The 17934-nt window shown below is 43.0% G+C and carries 11 protein-coding genes and 1 pseudogene; 2 read left to right on the top strand and 10 right to left on the bottom strand.

The annotated features are described in order from the left end of the window. Window positions 1–89 precede the first annotated feature (89 nt). Complete coding sequence (gene nifJ / locus HMPREF3201_RS01310; RefSeq protein ID WP_369794823.1) at window positions 90–3614, bottom strand: pyruvate:ferredoxin (flavodoxin) oxidoreductase; 3525 nt, start codon at window positions 3612–3614, stop codon at window positions 90–92. A 400-nt stretch (window positions 3615–4014) separates the two neighbouring features. On the opposite strand from nifJ, the pseudogene HMPREF3201_RS12095 reads away from it, so the two are divergent. After that, window positions 4015–4176: pseudogene (locus HMPREF3201_RS12095) on the top strand (helix-turn-helix domain-containing protein); the annotation flags it as partial. Between the two features lie 45 nt (window positions 4177–4221). Next, window positions 4222–4818, top strand: coding sequence for an IclR family transcriptional regulator (locus tag HMPREF3201_RS01305; protein ID WP_062411370.1), 597 nt, complete (start codon window positions 4222–4224; stop codon window positions 4816–4818). A 648-nt stretch (window positions 4819–5466) separates the two neighbouring features. On the opposite strand, the gene HMPREF3201_RS01300 is transcribed toward HMPREF3201_RS01305, so the two are convergent. The 9 genes from HMPREF3201_RS01300 to HMPREF3201_RS01260 form a co-directional block, all read right to left on the bottom strand. Next, window positions 5467–6228, bottom strand: a complete 762-nt coding sequence (locus HMPREF3201_RS01300; RefSeq protein ID WP_062411369.1) for an HpcH/HpaI aldolase family protein — start codon at window positions 6226–6228, stop codon at window positions 5467–5469. A 42-nt stretch (window positions 6229–6270) separates the two neighbouring features. Continuing rightward, window positions 6271–7677, bottom strand: a complete 1407-nt coding sequence (locus HMPREF3201_RS01295) for an FAD-binding oxidoreductase (RefSeq protein WP_062411368.1) — start codon at window positions 7675–7677, stop codon at window positions 6271–6273. A 33-nt stretch (window positions 7678–7710) separates the two neighbouring features. After that, window positions 7711–9003 carry an MFS transporter gene (locus HMPREF3201_RS11275; protein WP_072271984.1) on the bottom strand — a complete coding sequence of 431 codons (1293 nt, stop codon included), beginning with the start codon at window positions 9001–9003 and terminating at the stop codon, window positions 7711–7713. Window positions 9004–9049: 46 nt separating this feature from the next. Next, the gene (ilvD, locus tag HMPREF3201_RS01285) at window positions 9050–10732 is read right to left on the bottom strand and encodes a dihydroxy-acid dehydratase (RefSeq protein ID WP_062411366.1); all 1683 of its coding nucleotides are present in this window, start codon (window positions 10730–10732) and stop codon (window positions 9050–9052) included. 233 nt (window positions 10733–10965) lie between these two features. Beyond that, window positions 10966–12234, bottom strand: a complete 1269-nt coding sequence (locus tag HMPREF3201_RS01280; RefSeq protein ID WP_062411365.1) for an MFS transporter — start codon at window positions 12232–12234, stop codon at window positions 10966–10968. 60 nt (window positions 12235–12294) lie between these two features. Next, on the bottom strand, window positions 12295–14271 hold the full coding sequence (locus tag HMPREF3201_RS01275; RefSeq protein WP_277752667.1) for a YjhG/YagF family D-xylonate dehydratase: 1977 nt from the start codon (window positions 14269–14271) through the stop codon (window positions 12295–12297). Between the two features lie 102 nt (window positions 14272–14373). Next, window positions 14374–15645 carry an MFS transporter gene (locus tag HMPREF3201_RS01270; RefSeq protein ID WP_062411364.1) on the bottom strand — a complete coding sequence of 424 codons (1272 nt, stop codon included), beginning with the start codon at window positions 15643–15645 and terminating at the stop codon, window positions 14374–14376. 18 nt (window positions 15646–15663) lie between these two features. Continuing rightward, window positions 15664–16977 (bottom strand): nickel pincer cofactor-dependent isomerase, group 22, encoded by a 1314-nt coding sequence (locus tag HMPREF3201_RS01265; protein WP_062411363.1) that lies wholly within the window; start codon window positions 16975–16977, stop codon window positions 15664–15666. Window positions 16978–17037: 60 nt separating this feature from the next. Then, the gene (locus HMPREF3201_RS01260; protein ID WP_062411362.1) at window positions 17038–17925 is read right to left on the bottom strand and encodes a dihydrodipicolinate synthase family protein; all 888 of its coding nucleotides are present in this window, start codon (window positions 17923–17925) and stop codon (window positions 17038–17040) included. Window positions 17926–17934: the final 9 nt, after the last annotated feature.

Below are 17934 nucleotides of genomic sequence, written 5' to 3'. Positions count from 1 at the left end.
ATTTTTATAATAAGGAGCTTTGCCGCACTCCAGAATAGAAATATTCCCCTTTATACAATACAGCAAAGCTCCTCGCAGTTACTTAATTTTTATTTACTTTCTGCCATTTTTGCATATTTAGCGTATCTTTCTTTCGCTTCTCGAATCGTCTTCGTATACAGTTCTTCTGCACGTTCCGGGAAATTAATCTTCAAGCGGTTATAACGATTTTCTCCGCTCAAATACTCTCTCAATTTATCCGAATTCGGTTCCGGAGAATCAAGCTGGAAGGGGTTTTTCCCTTCTGCAGCAAGACGAGGATCGTAGCGATATAAGTGCCAATAACCGCATTCTACCGCTTTTTTCATTTCCAGCTGAGTCGATCCCATGCCGGCCTTGATACCATGTTCCAAGCACGGGCAGTAGGCAATTACAATCGACGGACCCGGATAGGCTTCAGCTTCCCGAATAGCTTTCAAAGTCTGTGCCTGATTGTATCCCATAGCAACCTGAGCAACATATACATATCCATAAGTCATGGCAATGGCACCAAGGTCCTTTTTCTTGACCATCTTACCGCCCGCAGCAAATTTAGCAACGGCAGCCGTCGGCGTAGCCTTGGAAGATTGACCGCCCGTATTCGAATATACTTCCGTATCCATGACAAGGATGTTAATATTGCGGTTTTGAGCAATAACATGGTCAATTCCGCCAAAGCCGATATCGTAGGCCCAGCCGTCGCCGCCAAAGGCCCATACGGATTTTCTTGCTAAGAATTCTTTATTTTGTAAAACAAATTCAACATCTTCATTTGCAGGGACTTGTTCCAATGCCTGAATCAGCTGGTCTGTTACGTCGCGCGATTTACTGCTGTCCTGATAGGACTCTAAGTAATTATCGACGGCTTCAACAGCAATCCCGTCTTTCTTCATAGACTGCAGATGGATTAATAATTCTTTTTGAATCGCATCTTGTGCCCGCAGGAAACCATAGGCAAATTCCGCATTATCTTCAAACAGGGACTGTTCCCAGCAAGGGCCAAAACCACGGGAATCCTTGCAGTACGGAGTCGTCGGCAAAGAACCGCCGTAAGCTGACGAGCAACCGGAAGCATTGGCTACATACATTCTGTTCCCGAAAAGCTGTGTAACTAATTTAATGTAGGTTGTTTCTGCACAACCGGCACATGCAGGCGAGAACTGGAAGTACGGTTTAGCAAACTGGCTTTCTTTAACGGTTTTGTCACTAATAACGTCTTTCTTCAGATATTTTTCATCCATAGCAAAGCGATTGAAATTCTCCTGCTGCTGTGCTTCTTCTTCCATGGGAACCATGGTAAGGGCGCCCTTTTCTTTCATCGGACATACGCTTACACAGACACCGCAGCCAAGGCAATCGTACGGGGAAACCTGCATCCGGAAATGATACTGACTCAACTTAGCGCCTTTGGCTTTAGCCGTTACGAACGATTCAGGAGCCTGTGATACTTCCTCTTCATCCAGCAACACCGGACGGATGGCAGCATGGGGGCAAGACATGGCGCATGTATTACACTGAACACAAGCTTCAGCGTTCCAACGCGGCACATTGATGGCTACACCACGTTTACTATATTCCGTCGTTCCAAGCGGCCAAGTACCATCAAAGCAGTTGTGCTTCTTAAAGACCGAAACAGGAAGCGAATCGCCTTCCTGACGGTTCATCGGTTCTACAATGTCGCGAATAAAATCGGGAACCTGAGAGAAATCATGTTCAGGATCTTTTGCATCAGCCCATGCATCGGGGATGTCTACCTTAACAACGCCAACAATACCAGCATCGATAGCATTATTATTTTTATCTACGATTTCCTGACCACCCTTTTTGAAATAGCTGTCGTAGTTGCCTTGTTTCATAGCATTGACGGCAATATCTAAAGGTATAATCTTAGTCAGTTCAAAGAATGCTGCCTGTAAAATGGTGTTAACACGATTGCCAAGACCGATTTCACCGGCAATCTTCGTAGCATCGATCGTATAGAAGCGTGCATGTTTGTTATACAAATCACGTTTCATCTGAGCCGGAAGCTGTGCTTCTAACTCTTCCTTATTCCAAGGACAATTTAATAAATACACACCACCATCTTTTAAATCTGCGGTCGTATTGTATTTATGAACATACGTAGGTGCATGACAGCCTACAAAATCCGCGGAATCCACAAGATACGTAGCATGAATGGGATGATCACCAAATCTGAGGTGAGACTGCGTTAAGCCGCCTGTTTTCATGGAGTCATAAGAGAAATATGCCTGTGCATACTTATCAGCCTGCAGCCCGATAATCGTGATTGCGTTCTTATTGGCACCAACCGTACCATCACCGCCAAGTCCCCAGATCTTTGCAGACATCTGCGACGGATAAGAAATGTGAATCGGTTCATCCGGTAAAGAGGTAGCCGACACATCATCAATGATACCGATCGTAAAATTGTTCTTGGGACTGCTCTGCGAAAGATTTTTATATACAGCAGCAATCTGAGACGGGGTTGTATCTTTAGAGGCTAAGCCATAGCGACCGCCGACGACGGTGATATCGCCGCGTCCAGCCTGAATGAGTGCGCTCTGTACATCTAAATACAGCGGTTCCCCAATGCTGCCCGATTCCTTTGTACGATCTAAGACAGCTACTTTTTTACAGGTAGCAGGAATAGCTTCGACAAAGTGTTTGACGGAGAACGGACGATAGAGATGGACTTGTACCATGCCTACTTTTCGGCCATTAGCATTCAAATAATCCACTGTATCACGGACCGTTTCAGCACCAGAACACATGATAACAACGACTTCTTCAGCATCCGGAGCGCCATAGTAGTTAAAGAGTTTATAGTCACGGCCGGTCAGCGCATTGATTTTATCCATGTACTTTTGAACGGTATCAGGAATCGAAGCAATTTTTTCATTTGCGCCTTCCTTGCACTGGAAAAAGATATCCGGATTAACCGTAGTGCCTCGTTCATGAGGATGTTCCGGATTCAAGCCATTTTTACGAAATGCATTAAGTTGATCATAATCTACCATTTTTTTAAGTTCATCATAATCAAGCGCTTCGATACGCTGCATTTCATGGGATGTTCTGAATCCATCAAAAACATGCATAAAGGCATATCGGCCGCCAATAGCGGACAAATGAGCGACTGCCCCCAAATCCATCGATTCCTGCGGCGAGGAAGACATGATCATGCCAAATCCGGTAGACCGACAGGCCATCGCATCCGAGTGATCACCGAAAATAGACAGGGCATGCGCACTAACGGTACGAGCTGCAATATGGAATACCCCCGGAAGAAACTCCCCGGCAATTTTAAACATAGGCGGAATCATCAGCAGCAAACCTTGAGAAGCAGTATAGGTAGTGGTAAGTGCACCAGCCTGCAGCGAACCGTGACAGGTTCCCGCAGCCCCTGCTTCAGACTGCATCTGAATAACGTCTACCGTATTTCCAAAAATATTTTTTTTGCCTTTAGCCGACCATTCATCTACTTTTTCTGCCATAACAGACGACGGCGTAATCGGGAAAATCGCAGCTACTTCCGTAAAAGCATATGAAGCATATGCAGCGGCCGTATTCCCATCCATAACTACATAATTCTTTTTCACAATACGTTCACCTCTCCAAAAATAATAAAAGCTATAAATAAAACAATCATATATCGGACACCAGACGTAGTTATATGCCGCGCCCTTACCCACTCGCCAATATTTCATAAACGCGTCTTTAGGTTCGTATATGCGTTGCTGTTCTTATATTCGTTATTTTATCATTTTACACTCAAAAATTCAATACCTGCCCCATAGTAAATCTCAAAAAAAAGCACTTTGGTCGATGCAACTTATTCATAAATTAGTCGAATCAATTCGCTAGACTATATAGAATAAATGCTATATAATTATAGATGTACATAGTTATGTAATGCCCACTCTATTAATAATCCTACCCAGCTAAGCAACAAAAAATTACCTGTTAAATTAGATATCATGATGAAAGAAGTGACTCCTCATAGCGCATACACAACATAAACCAACCTTACGCGTATTAGATATTCTGCAAAGCCTAGCTTCGACCGAGGATGAAGGATTAACGTTAACCGAAATCGCTACGCAAATACAAGTTCCCAAAAGCACTATAGTCCCCATTATCCATACACTCCGAGACCATAAATTTATTGAGCAAAAAAACGATGGGCGGTATATATTAGGAATAAATATGTTTTTAATCGGTTCCGCATCTCAAAAAAATATTACAGTCCTAAATATCTTTAAAGCTAAAATGAAAAAAATAGTCGCACAAACAGTCGAAGTTTGCCAGCTTGGAGTATTAGTGGATGGAGACGTGTTGTATTTGGCAAAAGAAGACTCACCTGAACCAATCAGGCTGGTCTCATTTGTAGGGAAACGTCTCCCTGCATATTGCACAGCAATCGGAAAAGCCTTGCTAAGTGACTATACGTACAAAGAACTATCAGAATTGTACCCGGACCCGTTACGGCCATTGACAGAAAAAACCTGTACCGATCTCAAAAAATTGTACGAAGAATATACGCAGTCTAAACAAGACGGTTATTTTAAAGAAGAAGGAGAATGCTCCCTTGATTTAAATTGCTTTGCACTCCCAATCCGGTATAATAATAAAAACATTGCCGCAATCAGTGTCAGCATACCATCATTTCGACTGACAGAAGAAAAAAAAGAGTCAACCATTCATGCACTATTACTTGCACAAAAAGATTTGGAACATAATCTGAGCACGCTGGGAATATCAGATAATCATTTATTAGAAAATTCATTCATCACAACATTATAACGAGCCATAATAAAAAGAATTTCTTATTATGGTTTTTATGCGATTATAAATTTCCGTTTCAGGCTTGAGACAAGACGATCCGGCGGGCCTTCTCGCTTTGACAGCTAAGTTCCTCAATGACGCATAGTAATTTAAAACGCCCTTTAAAGTTAGACCTGACCATCTAACTTTAAAAGGCGTTTTTTTAGTCTCTGTTTCAAAATTATAAAAGCATTCCAAATCGTCCGTATCGAAGAATATTTCGCTCACATCGCTTTCTTTGAGTACAGAATTCACTCTTTCCGTCTAATAGCTCGGTTCCATATTTAGGCCCGGTCAGTAAAGCCTTGTTTCCGTTCCCGATTATCTTTGATGGAAAGAATATAGCGTTCACACACTCCCTTCATATATATGCCAAAGCATTATAACTTTCCCATCATGTAAACACTGCTCCAATTAAAAATCCGGAAGCGTGAAGTTATATGCCATACTGACAAGAGCCTTTTTGTATAAAGGATGGGCGTACAGCGAATAGTTTAGCGCTTTGCATGAGCTGCCGGCTCAACAATATTCGTTCAAAAAAGCCGTGAGATAACTCTCACGGCTTTTACCGATTCGACATAACGCACTTGTGGGATTTCATACGTTGTCAATTATTCTATTTTTAGCTTATTTTGACTTAAAATAGTCGGCGCACTCTTTAAATCGAGTGTATAGTTCTCCTACATCGCTAGAGAAAGATACGTACTGTACCCCTCTATTTCGCCATTCAACAGCTTTCCGGACATCATCCACAAAAAAGCCGATAGCTACACCAACTTTTTCCGCTTCTTTCATAATCTGTTCCATCTGTTCAATAACTTTCGGATGATCTACTTGACCGGGAATCCCCAAAGAAGCAGACAGATCATAAGGCCCGACAAACAACACATCAATCCCTTTTACGGTAAGGATATCCGACAAAGCAGCTACGCCATCCTGACCTTCTACCTGTAAAATGACAGCCGTTTCTTCATTTGCTTTGCCAAAAAATTGATTTTTATCGATACTGCCGTATTTACCGGCTCTTACAAATCGATTGCATCCACGACTGCCCATCGGTGCAAACTTAGCAGCTTGTACGGCACGTTCTGCATCAGCCTTAGACCCGATATTCGGAACTTGTACACCATCGGCACCTAAATCTAAAGCTTTATCAATAAGCTCCGGATTTCCCTCGTATACGCGAACGATAGCAGGAATGTCGGCTACCTTTGCAGCCCTGATTAAATCACCGACAGATTCTAATGGAATTTCACCATGTTCATTATCAAGAATCACAAAATCAAAACCGGCAAGGCCTGCAATTTCTACGACAGCAGGATAGTTCATATTCAAAAAGGGGCCAAACATTTTTTCCCCCTTTTTTAATTTTTCCTTAAATAAGCTCATAATAGATCACTCTTTCAGTTCAACGTCAGAAACATAATCTTTTTATTCTGCAATATCAATAATTTTTGAAGGATTCATAATATTATTGGGATCCCAAGCTTTTTTCAGCAATTTCATTAATTTCAATTCGCCCTCAGGGGTAAACTTATTAAAGGCATCTTTCTTTTTGTACCCAATCCCATGTTCCCCCGACATCTTGCCGCCAAGGCTGTATACCAGCGAAAAGATATCATCGTCATAGGCATGAAGGGTTTCAAACCATTCTTGAGGCCCTTGGTTTTGGGTGTTCAAAATATTAACATGAATATTACCGTCTCCAATATGGGCTACAATACCACCGTCAATATGGTGCTTTTCCATAATTTCCGGTAATTTACTCGTAACATGAATAATCTGATCTAAAGGAACAACGTAATCCGAGCTGGCCCAAGTTAAGCAAAGCTCACGACAAGCATCTGCAAACATTTTTCGAGCTTCCCAGATTCTATCATCAGCCATCAAGACGTCTACAGCGCCGCAGTTATCGCACAAGTCACTTAACTGTTCCATCTTTTTGTCCAATTCATCGGGGTCATAGGTTTCGACGGTGATGATATCGTATACACCGCCGGATTTAGCATGCGGCAAATCACATTTGATGAAATCACCGCTAATATTGATAGCCCGATTATCCATATATTCAATACTGGTCGGCTCAATACCTGCCTTTAGAACTTTTCGGGGCAGGGATAAGGCTTTTGCCGGATCATCAAAAATCGCTACAACATCAAACGAATACGGAGGCAGCACCTTTAATTTCAAGGTAGCTTCTGTAATAATACCCAAGGTTCCTTCAGAACCGCTGATCAATTGTTCCAAACAATACCCGGTACTGCACTTTTCTAAACGTGCCCCAACCTTTACGATATCGCCCAAGGGCGTAACGACAGTAAGACTATAAATCTGATGACGTGTCGTCCCATACTTAACGGCTTTATTCCCGCCGGCATTCGTTGCCAAATTTCCGCCAATTTGGCAGCTTTCAGCGCTGCAGGGATCTCCTGCATACAGAAGGCCTTTCGCTTTGGCTGCATTCTGTAGGTCTACTGTACGGACACCGGGCTGGACAATACAATATAAATCATCGGCGTTCATCTCAATGATCTGATTCATTCGTTCCAATTCCACTACAATCCCATGGTGAACCGGAATGGCTCCACAAGACAAACCCGTACCTGCTGACCGTGGCGTAATAGGGATTAAGTGCGTATTGGCTAATTTCACAATAGCAGCTACTTCTTCAGTGGTTGCCGGAAAGACGACGGCTTCCGGATAACTGAAATAAATGGGATTTCCCTCTTCATCCGTTTTATAGATCTCTAATTTTTCTTTATCGGCCGTTACATATTTGTCGCCAACAATATCTCTCAATTCTTGTAAAATAGGTTCAGTAATTGGATTGTATTTCATAACGATACACACTCCCAACATTTCTTAAGAAGATCATTTGGCTTCGCCTTCACGATGGAATGCCGCAAAAAGGATCAACGATAAGATGCAGCCTACCAAGACGATAGCACCCATGAAATATAAACCGCTGGTAAAGCTTCCTGTGTAGTCCTTCAACCAGCCAATCGTAATCGGAGCAATAAAACCGCCCAAGTTACCGACAGCATTGATAAAGGCGATACCCGTTGCAGCTGCGCCACCAACCAAAAAGCTCGTAGGAATCGTCCAAAAGACGGGCATACAACCATAGAAACCGATGGCACTAATAGAAATAAGTGCAATCGTAACAGCCAAACTGCCTTGTAAGATACCGCACAGAACCAGGCAGCCGCCGGCAAGAACCATGGCACCAATCATATGCCACTTACGTTCTAAGTGTTTGTCTGAACTCCAGCCGATGGCCAACATGCCAATGGCAGCGACAACAAAAGGTACGGCACTGATAAAGCCGATTGCAGTCGTAGAAAGATCTGAACTATACGATTTAACAATTTGCGGAAGCCACATATTTACGCCGTAGACACCGATGACCTGCGAAACATAAATAATACCCAAGATCCAGACTTTGATATTCAGCATTGCTTTCCACATCGAAACCTTTTCTTTCGCTTCGATTTGCTGGGCTTCACGCTCTAATTCACCATTTAAAAAGTCTTTTTCTTCTGTTGTCAGCCAGTTGGCCTTCATTGGATTATCCGTCAAGTAATAGAAGGCAATAAAGCCAACGATAATGGTCGGAATCCCTTCGAGGATAAACATCCACTGCCAACCGGCAACATTCATCATCCCGTCAAAAGTTAAAAGCCATCCAGACACAGCAGACCCAATCATCAAGGCCAGCGGCTGAGCAAACATGAATCGAGACGTGATCGAAGCTCGATATTCAGAAGGGAACCATTTTGTTAAATAAAAAATAACCCCGGGGAAGAAACCAGCTTCTACAGCCCCCAGTAAAAACCGGACAACCAAGAATTCTGTAACATTAGTGATAAAAGCCATCCCTACAACGATACAGCCCCATACAGATAAGAGTAAGCCTAACCAAGTTCTCGCTCCATATTTCTGCAGCCCCATATTACTGGGGACACCAAAAAGGAAATAACCGATAAAGAGAATCCCTGCACCATAACCAAAAGTCGTCGCAGTCAAGCCCAAATCTCGGTTCATTTGTAATGCGGCAAAGCCTAAGTTAACACGGTCAATATAGTTTAATAAATAAGCTAAAATTAAGAATGGAATTAACCGTATTGTTACTTTTCTAAATACACTTGCCTTAAATTCTTCCATGACGTATCCTCCTTATAAAACGAACAATGTAGCCACTTAACCGATCTTATAATTTATCATAATTCATGACAGCACCTTTCGATCCCGAGGATGCCAGCTTGCAATATAAGCCTAAATAGCCCTTTGTAAATTTAGGTGCAGGCCGCTGCCACTGGTTCAGTCTGTTCGTAATTTCTTCTTCACTTACATGCAAAGTCAAGCTTCTATTATCTACATCAATTTCAATAAGATCTCCATCTTTTACAATGGCAATCGGTCCTCCTTCAGCAGCTTCCGGTGAAATATGACCAACGAAGCAGCCATTATTCGTACCGCTAAAACGACCATCCGTAATTAAAGCTGTCGTTTTGGCTAAGCCTCGACCATAGAGGTACTTCATGGCCTTAAACATTTCCCGCATTCCCGGTCCGCCTTTAGGACCTTCATAACGAATAACGACGACATGGCCGTCATGAACCTGTCCTTCCAAAATAGCTTTTTCTGCAGCCTCTTCCGAGTCAAAGCAAATGGCAGTTCCTTTAAAATGCCGCAAAGATTTATCGAACGCACCCGGTTTTGTAATGCCCGTATCCGGAGCTAAATTGCCTCTCAATACGGCAACCCCACCTTCATATCCAAACGGAGATTTCAGGGGTCGGATAACCCGTTCATCGAAGGGGTATGGATACCGATGAGTTTTGATATTGTCCATAACGGTCTGCCCCGTAACAGTCATCACATCCGTATCAATGAAAGACTGCATTTCATCTAATAATTTACTGACCCCGCCAGCCCGATAAAAATCAATCATATTATATTCCGAAGCAGGATTAATTTTAGCTAATTGCGGTGTCTTTCTAGACAATTCATCGAATTCCTTGAGTACATCGATATCGAGTTCGGCTTCATTGGCAATGGCCGTTAAATGCATGACTGCATTGGTACTTCCGCTCATCGCTAAACAAATCTTAATCGCATTCCGGATGCTGCCGTCAGTAATAATCTGCCGTGCCGTAATATGTTTCTCAACCAGTTCCATAATTTTTATGCCGGTATGTTCAGCAACAGCCAATCTGGCTGCCGAATATGCAGGAATAATGCCGCCATCGGGAACAGTCATCCCCAAAGCTTCAGATAAGGAACACATTGTATTGGCAGTACCTAAATAAGAACAGGAACCGCAAGTCGGGCAAGATAAATCTTCCAACGAAGTATACTCTTCTTCTGTAATTTTTTTGGCGCTTAACATCCCCAAAGCTTCGGCACTCGATGTCTGGTCTGATTTCCGTCCATCAAATACGATCCCGCCTTCCATAGGACCTCCTGGAAGCAAAATACAGGGAATATCCAAGCGAGCCGCTGCCATCAGCATCCCCGGGACAATTTTGTCGCATGAACCGAGCAGTACTAACCCATCAAACAAATTAATTTGCGCCATAGATTCAACGGAATTAGCGATGAGTTCACGAGACGGCAAAATATAATGCATGCCGTCATGCCCTTGAGCAAAACCGTCGCACCCGCCGATAACACCAAACTCTACCGGAGTTCCGCCTGCACGATAAATACCATCCTTTACTCGTTGAGCTACTTGTCGAAGATTAAAATGACCGGGGACACATTCACTCCAAGCATTCGCAATCCCAATAACGGGTCGCTTTAAGTCATCCGTAGAAAACCCCATCGACTTGTATGTTGCGCGATAATACTGATTATTCAAACCTTCTAAAATCTGTTTACTTCTTTCCATGCTATTTTCCTCAGTTCTTAAATACGTTTTTTATCGTATATCCGAATTATGTACTTAATATACTATATATTCGATATATATGTCAATATAAAAACCTATATATGCTTTATGCGCAAGGATTTAGTTATTTTATGAACTTATTGCATTTTTTCATATTTTTTTATTTGAATAAAATAGATAAACAAAGAAGGCCGTTCTTAAAATCAAGAACAGCCTTCTCCGTATAAGCAGTTTTAATGAGTCATACCTACTTGACCAACTTTTTTATTCAGGTTAATAATAAGCGGGAAAACGCTTACCCCTAAAGCAAATGCTAAAAATAATATAATAGCCCAGTAATAATTTCCCGTAGCCATTACAATAACTCCCACTAAAATAGGAACAATAGCACCGCCAACATTCCCTAAGGTATTCATCGCACCAGCTACAATACCAACATCATCTCGCTGCGATATGGTAGCCGGCATACTCCAAAAAGTACAGCCAATCCAACGTTCACAAAACATCGCAAATGCTAAGAAGCCAATTGCTTCATTAATGGATTCGGCATTACTTACAAAATACATAGCAATAGCCATGAGGAGTCCCAAAATACCTAAGGTCCATTTAGTAACTTTGTTTGGATCAAACCCTTTGGTCTTTAAATAATCGATTAAAAACCCGCCAAATAACTCTCCAATAACGCCAACGCCGAAGATGATAAAAATCGACATCCCTATCTTTAAAATATTAACGTTAAACACATGAGAGAGATACATAGGTCCCCAAGTCATCAGTCCATACCAAAAACAGTCATAGCAGACGAAGCCTAAAGTCATGCCCCAGAAGGTCTTACTCTTTAAGTATCGGCTTAACCCGAGCGATCCTCTGCTTTGATTATCGGACTCTTCTCCATATTCTTTTCTCAAAGCATTTTGAATGTACTCTCGTTCTGCGTCATTAATTCGCCCACTAGACTCAGGCGTAGCATGCACAAAAGGATAGCATAAAAGGACGATTAACGCAGTCAGAATACCGGCGCCAACCAGAGCGCCCCGCCAACCGCCAAACCAAGACAAAAAGGCCACAATTAAAGGCCCTCCAATGGCGGTCCCTAAGGGAGATCCCGCATCCACAATGGCTGCGCCGCGGGTTCGTTCATTTTTAGTAAGCCAAATGGACTGCAGTTTAGTACTGGCGGGATAGATGGGGGCTTCAGAGGCCCCCAACAAGGCTCGAATAGCCATAAAGGCAGTACTGCTGTGAAGAAAACCGGTAATGACTTGAAAAAGCCCCCATAATAAACCGGAACCAAGAATTGTCTTTCCCGGCCCGAATCGATCGGCCACCCAGCCTGAAGGGATTTGCATGACAGTATATCCCCAAAAGAAAGCGCTCAATATTACCCCCACCAACTCCGGACCAAAATGAAGTTCTTCCTCAATGGCAGGCATACAGATAGAAATAACCGCTCTGTCAATATAGTTAACAGTACACAGAGCAAATAAGGATGAAAATACCATCCATCTGACTCTTGTCGGTGCGTTAAGTGTCTTCACATAAGTCACCTCGATTTTTTAATCCTATTTCGATGATAAGTATTTTTTACCGGCCTCTAACACTTCTATGATCTTATCCACATCATAGACAGCGCCATTCCAGGCACCTCCGCTTACATCCTGAAGCGCCGCCCACAATCGAGTATCTGCGGGAAGATCTTCATCCGGACGTACGCCGGAATTCGTCGCTCTTTTAGCTAATACTTCCGCACCTTCTTCATATGACAAGGGATGATCTTCTGTCCCAATGAAATTCAGACTGCCTTCCAGCTTAACGGTATCTACAATAATCTCTACAATATCACCGTCCTGCAATTTGCCAATAGGACCGCCTGCTAAAGCTTCCGGACCGACATGTCCAAAACAAGCACCGGTAGATACCCCGGAGAACCTTGCATCGGTAATAAGCGAAACGTGTTTACCAAAAGGAAGATTTTTTAACGCTGACGTTAACTGGTACGTTTCTTCCATACCGGTACCCAAAGGACCTCCGCCAATTACGACCATGATGTCCCCTGCCTGGATTCTGCCTTTTTCCTTTAAAGCTGCAATCGCTGCTTTTTCGGATGTAAACACCTTGACCTTTGCGGTATGTCTAAAGACATGATCCGGAGAAATAACGCTGGGATCGATGGCAGTCGATTTAACAACCGCCCCTTCCGGAGCAATATTTCCTACAGGGAAAGTAACGGTAGAACCAATTCCCTTAGCTTTTGCCCGGTCCGGAGAAAATATTACTTCATCCGGATCTAAATTATCTATTTCTTGGAGCTGTTTTCTGCAAGAGGCTCTCCGTTCAGAATCTTTCCACCAATCAAGATTTTCACCTAACGTACTGCCGGTAACCGTCATAACGTCTTCATGCAATAACCCAAGCTCGCGCAAATGCAGCATGACCTCAGGAACCCCACCGGCCAAGAAAGCATCTACCGTAGGATAATTTACAGGCCCCATGGGTAAAACACTGACTAAACGAGGAACTTCCTTGTTTATACGGGCCCAATCATCAACGGTCGGTCGTCTGCAACCGGCAGCAAATGCAATAGCAGGAAGATGGAGGAGTAAATTCGTAGAACCGCCAAAAGCAGCATGAATGACCATAGCATTTTCAATCGACTTATCGGTTAAAACGTCCTTGGTTGTAATATTCATTTTTTCCATGGCCATGACCGCTTTGGCAGACTTTCTGGCAAGATCCTTCCAGATCACTTCTCCGGACGGAGATAAAGCGGAATGAGTCAATGCCAAGCCAAGACCTTCTGCAATGACCTGAGACGTTCCGGCTGTGCCTAAGAATTGACACCCGCCGCCGGAACTTGCACAAGAACTGCAGCCAACCCGGACAGCATCCTCAAAGGAAAGTTCTCCATTCGCATATCTGACGCCAATGGTTTGAACAGTACCCAAATCCTCCCCTTGTCGAGGCATCAAAGTCGCCCCGCCGGGAATTAAAATGGTAGGAATATCATGCATACTGGCCAAAGCCATCATCATCGCCGGCAGCCCCTTATCACAAGAAGCCACGCCAATAACGGCTTTTCTGGTAGGAATAGAGCGAATAATCCGCTTCATAACAACAGCCGCATCATTTCTATACGGCAGCGAGTCAAACATACCGGTCGTCCCTTGAGAACGACCGTCGCAAGGATCGGTAACGAAAGCAGCATGAGGAACTAATCCCATATTTTTAAGCTCATCAGCAGCTTCACTCATCTGAATATCTAATTCAAAATGCCCCTGGTGTAAACCGACGGCAATCGTCTTGCCATCAGCGGTATGTATCCCGCCATGAGTACCTAAAATCAAAACATCACCATTCGCTAAGGTTTCCGGCGTCCAGCCCATCCCTGCGTTGATCGTCATGCCAAAAATATTGCCGCTGGGCAATGACTTTAACATATCTTCAGTGAGGGGCAGCTTTCCTACCGGCCCTTCAGCATGCGTTTTTATATCATATATATTTTTAGGTTCATTTGTATATAAATCTAAAACAGACATCATATTCACCCTTTCCTACTCTGTAAAAAATAAAATGTTACTATCTTGCATTAGGCAGATCCCAATGCAAGATAGTAAACGACAGTTCATAATTACTGGAATTAACTATTCTTTCCCTTCAGTTTTCTTAGGCAATGTAAGTGTAATCACGCACCCGCATAACAACATGATCGCTAAAAAGTAAACCCCTGCGAAAACAGTCATAAATTGTGTTGTAAGCCAGCCAACGATAAAGGGACCGACAAACCCGCCTAAATTGCCTAAGGCATTGATAATCCCCAGGCTTCCGCCGGCAACCTTAGCAGGGAACAGCATAGTCGGAATCGTCCAAAAGATACCTGATGCACACTGTAAAAACAAGCCGCAGCCTACAAGGAAGGCAAAGGACACCCAAGTATACTCTTGTAAAAATGCAGACGCTAAGAAGCAAGCAGCAAACCCTAACAACGGTAAGGCTACATATTTTTTACGGTTCCCGCTCTTATCAGACAAATGGCCAAAAATATACAGACCTGCAATACATGCAAAATAAGGAAGTGTTGAAAGGAACCCAATACCGGTCATTCCGGAAGAGGTCAAATTACGGAGAATCGTAGGCAGCCACATAGCAAAACCATAAATACCAGTTTGATAGCAGAAATAAATAAGAATTAACTTCCACATATTAAGACTGCCCAATATGGTTTTCAAAGAAGCCTTACTGCCTGTTTCCTGATTTAATTCAGCTTGTTCTTTGGACAATTTTTCTTCTAAGTATTCCCGTTCTTCTTTAGAGATCCATTTAGCATCTGCAGGATGTTCGCTGATCATGGGCCACCATACGAAGATCAAGAGGAAGGAAACAAGACCTTCTACAATGAATACGTAACGCCAACCATACTCTGTAACCAAATAACCGGAAATCGGCCCGGTAATAATAGAGGCGATGGCAATATTCATAATGAAGTAAGAATTTGCTCTGCCACGTTCGTCTGCCGGGAACCAATGGCTAATGACAACCAGAATGGCCGGCCAAACCCCGCCTTCAGCAACGCCAATTAAGAAACGTAGAATCAGCAAATGAGCCGCCGTATCGACAAACCCCAGGAGTACGCACATTAAGCTCCAAGCTAATATCGAAACTGCGATAAACTTCTTAGCATGTCCGGCTTGTGCTAAGGCGCCCCCGGGGACCTGTAAAATCATATAACCAATAAAGAAAATCCCTGCAGCCAAACCGGAAAGAGTAGCTGTCATTTGTAAAGCTTCATTCATCCCCCCGGCCATAGCAAAGCCGATATTCGTCCGATCCATAAATCCAAAGATATACACTAAAATTGTCGGCGGAATAATACGCACCCAGCGTTTTTGTGGTATTTTATTCAGAACTTCAGTCATACGATCACCTTCCATCGATTAAAATAAATTGTCGTTATCATCAAAAGGCATAGGAGCCAATTCTCCAATGATTTCCAGATTTTCATTTGCTTTGACTTCCGGGAGCAGTGCTTCCGATACTTCAATTTCTTGAATTTCCATTGTATTTTTTATCCGAATGATCCGGGGAGCCTGCTTATCCGCCCCGACACAAGTTTTAACAGCAACCTGGATGGCTAATTTATCATTAGCTACACAAAGTGGTTGTTTTACCATTTCCACCAGAGTCGATGTGATCGCATTCGGATATGCCATTTCATCAATAACCTTATCCACGCAGCGCTTCGTAGTGATGTCGGCTAACCCCAAGCCATTGCCGTTGCCGTGCGTTTCTTCCGTTAAATCCAAAACAATAACTCGATCAGCATGGAAATTCCCCATCTTCGGGTCCGATCCGTCTGCTCCGCGAGGGACACCTGTTTCTTTCGGGAGTGTCCCGGAAACATTCGGGTCCATCCCATCACCGCTAATGTTTTTGCCAATTTGATCGACGATCAAAACATCTGCATTGTCAATTAAAATATGGCCCATTACTTTTTTAGCTTCTTTCAACAATTCCGGTTCTTGCTGAATAATTTCTTCCGGTGTAAGCGCTGCAAGCTTATAGGTCTGATCATACGCATTTTCAATAGTACCCACACCGCAAATAACGGGTGCATTTTTCAAGATGGCCTTACCATATCGCTGAATATTCGCGGCCATGTTCTTAAAGCCCTGTGCATGAACACCTTCTGCACCGTGCTGTTTCCCCATACCGATAACAGCCATTTTCATAAGACCGCTTTCATAGGGGCCTACAAACTGCGTATGAGCTTTAATGCGCCCGACTAAAATGATGCCGTCTGCTTCCGAAGCATATTTGTCAATAAATACAGGACGCCCATCGTCGGTAGTCGCAATTTGTTTCGTTTCCATAGAAGCTTTGATAGGACATCCCATCGCTTCTTCCGTTACCCCATAGCCGTTTACGATTTGAAGCTGACCTTCTGCCGTTGCTCCGCCATGGCTCCCCATTGCCGGAAAGACAAAGGGATTGGCCCCTAATGATTTCACATAATCGACGACCGCTTTAATAATAATATTGATATTGGCAACGCCCCGACTGCCACAGGTAATGGCAATAGACATGCCGGGCTTAATCTGCGAGGAAATCGCATCACGTTTTAAGCAATCCTGAACAACTGCGGGGATATCTTGAGGCGAAATATTATCCTCTACGAAATGCTGTCTGACTTTAATCATTTTCGGGACAGAAACATCTTGGCAAATCTTTTTAACTACATCTTCATTCATAAATCCATCATTCCTTTCTCCTTATAAATCCATCTGACCCTATAGGTTTTATAAAATAACTTATTCAATCATACTTAAAATATCTTTAACTTTTTCCACCTGATTCGGTGTGACTGCCGCAAATTCAATACAATGAGCATCGAGCGGCAAACCACGCAGTATCATGGCATGTTTCATAGCGGGGAGAAAGGGTTGTTCAACGGCATAAAAAGCCATTAATGCATTGATCTTTTTCTGGAAAACTTCAATCATTTCCAAATCCTTATCATTGATTGCTTTTACCCATGCTGCACACACTTCCGGCGCAATGTTAGACAACCCGCCGATACAGCCATTACCGCCGCTCAGCATTGTATGAACTAAGTTTTCATCAAAACCGGAATACACAATAAAATCGGGGAACTCTTCTTTTACCGCTTCAATAATGCTTCTTGTATGGCTAAAATTATCGACAGTCTCCTTATAGCCGGTGATATTTTTATATTTTTTCAGCAAGGAAAGCGTAACCGCCGGAGTCATATCATAGCCCGAAGCACCCGGATAGTTATAAATAAAGATAGGTCCGTTTATCTGAGGAGCAATCTGGTCATAATAAGCTTCAATTTGCCGTTCGCCCATCGAGAAATAATATGGGCCAATGATCATAACCGCATCTGCACCACGGTTCAAAGCATAGTTTGAGAGCTCAATCGTTTCTTTCGCACTCATGCATCCGGTGCCAATGTAACACTTAACGCGTTTATTGATATGCGAAACAGCCACATCAATCAGCAATTTTTTTTGTTCCATCGTCATGGCAAAAAATTCTCCTGTACTTCCCATGACAACAATTCCATCAACCCCACGGTCAATTAAATAGTCATATACTGCCTTATTAGCATTTTCATCAATATTTCCATTTTTATCAAAAGCCGTAATGACAGGCGTTAAGTATTCCGCTTTTTTCACGAATATCGT

This window comes from Megasphaera sp. MJR8396C (assembly GCF_001546855.1).
GTDB lineage: Bacteria > Bacillota > Negativicutes > Veillonellales > Megasphaeraceae > Megasphaera.
Note: the sequence above shows the minus strand (reverse complement) of the source record. Positions and strands in the feature narration are given on the sequence as shown.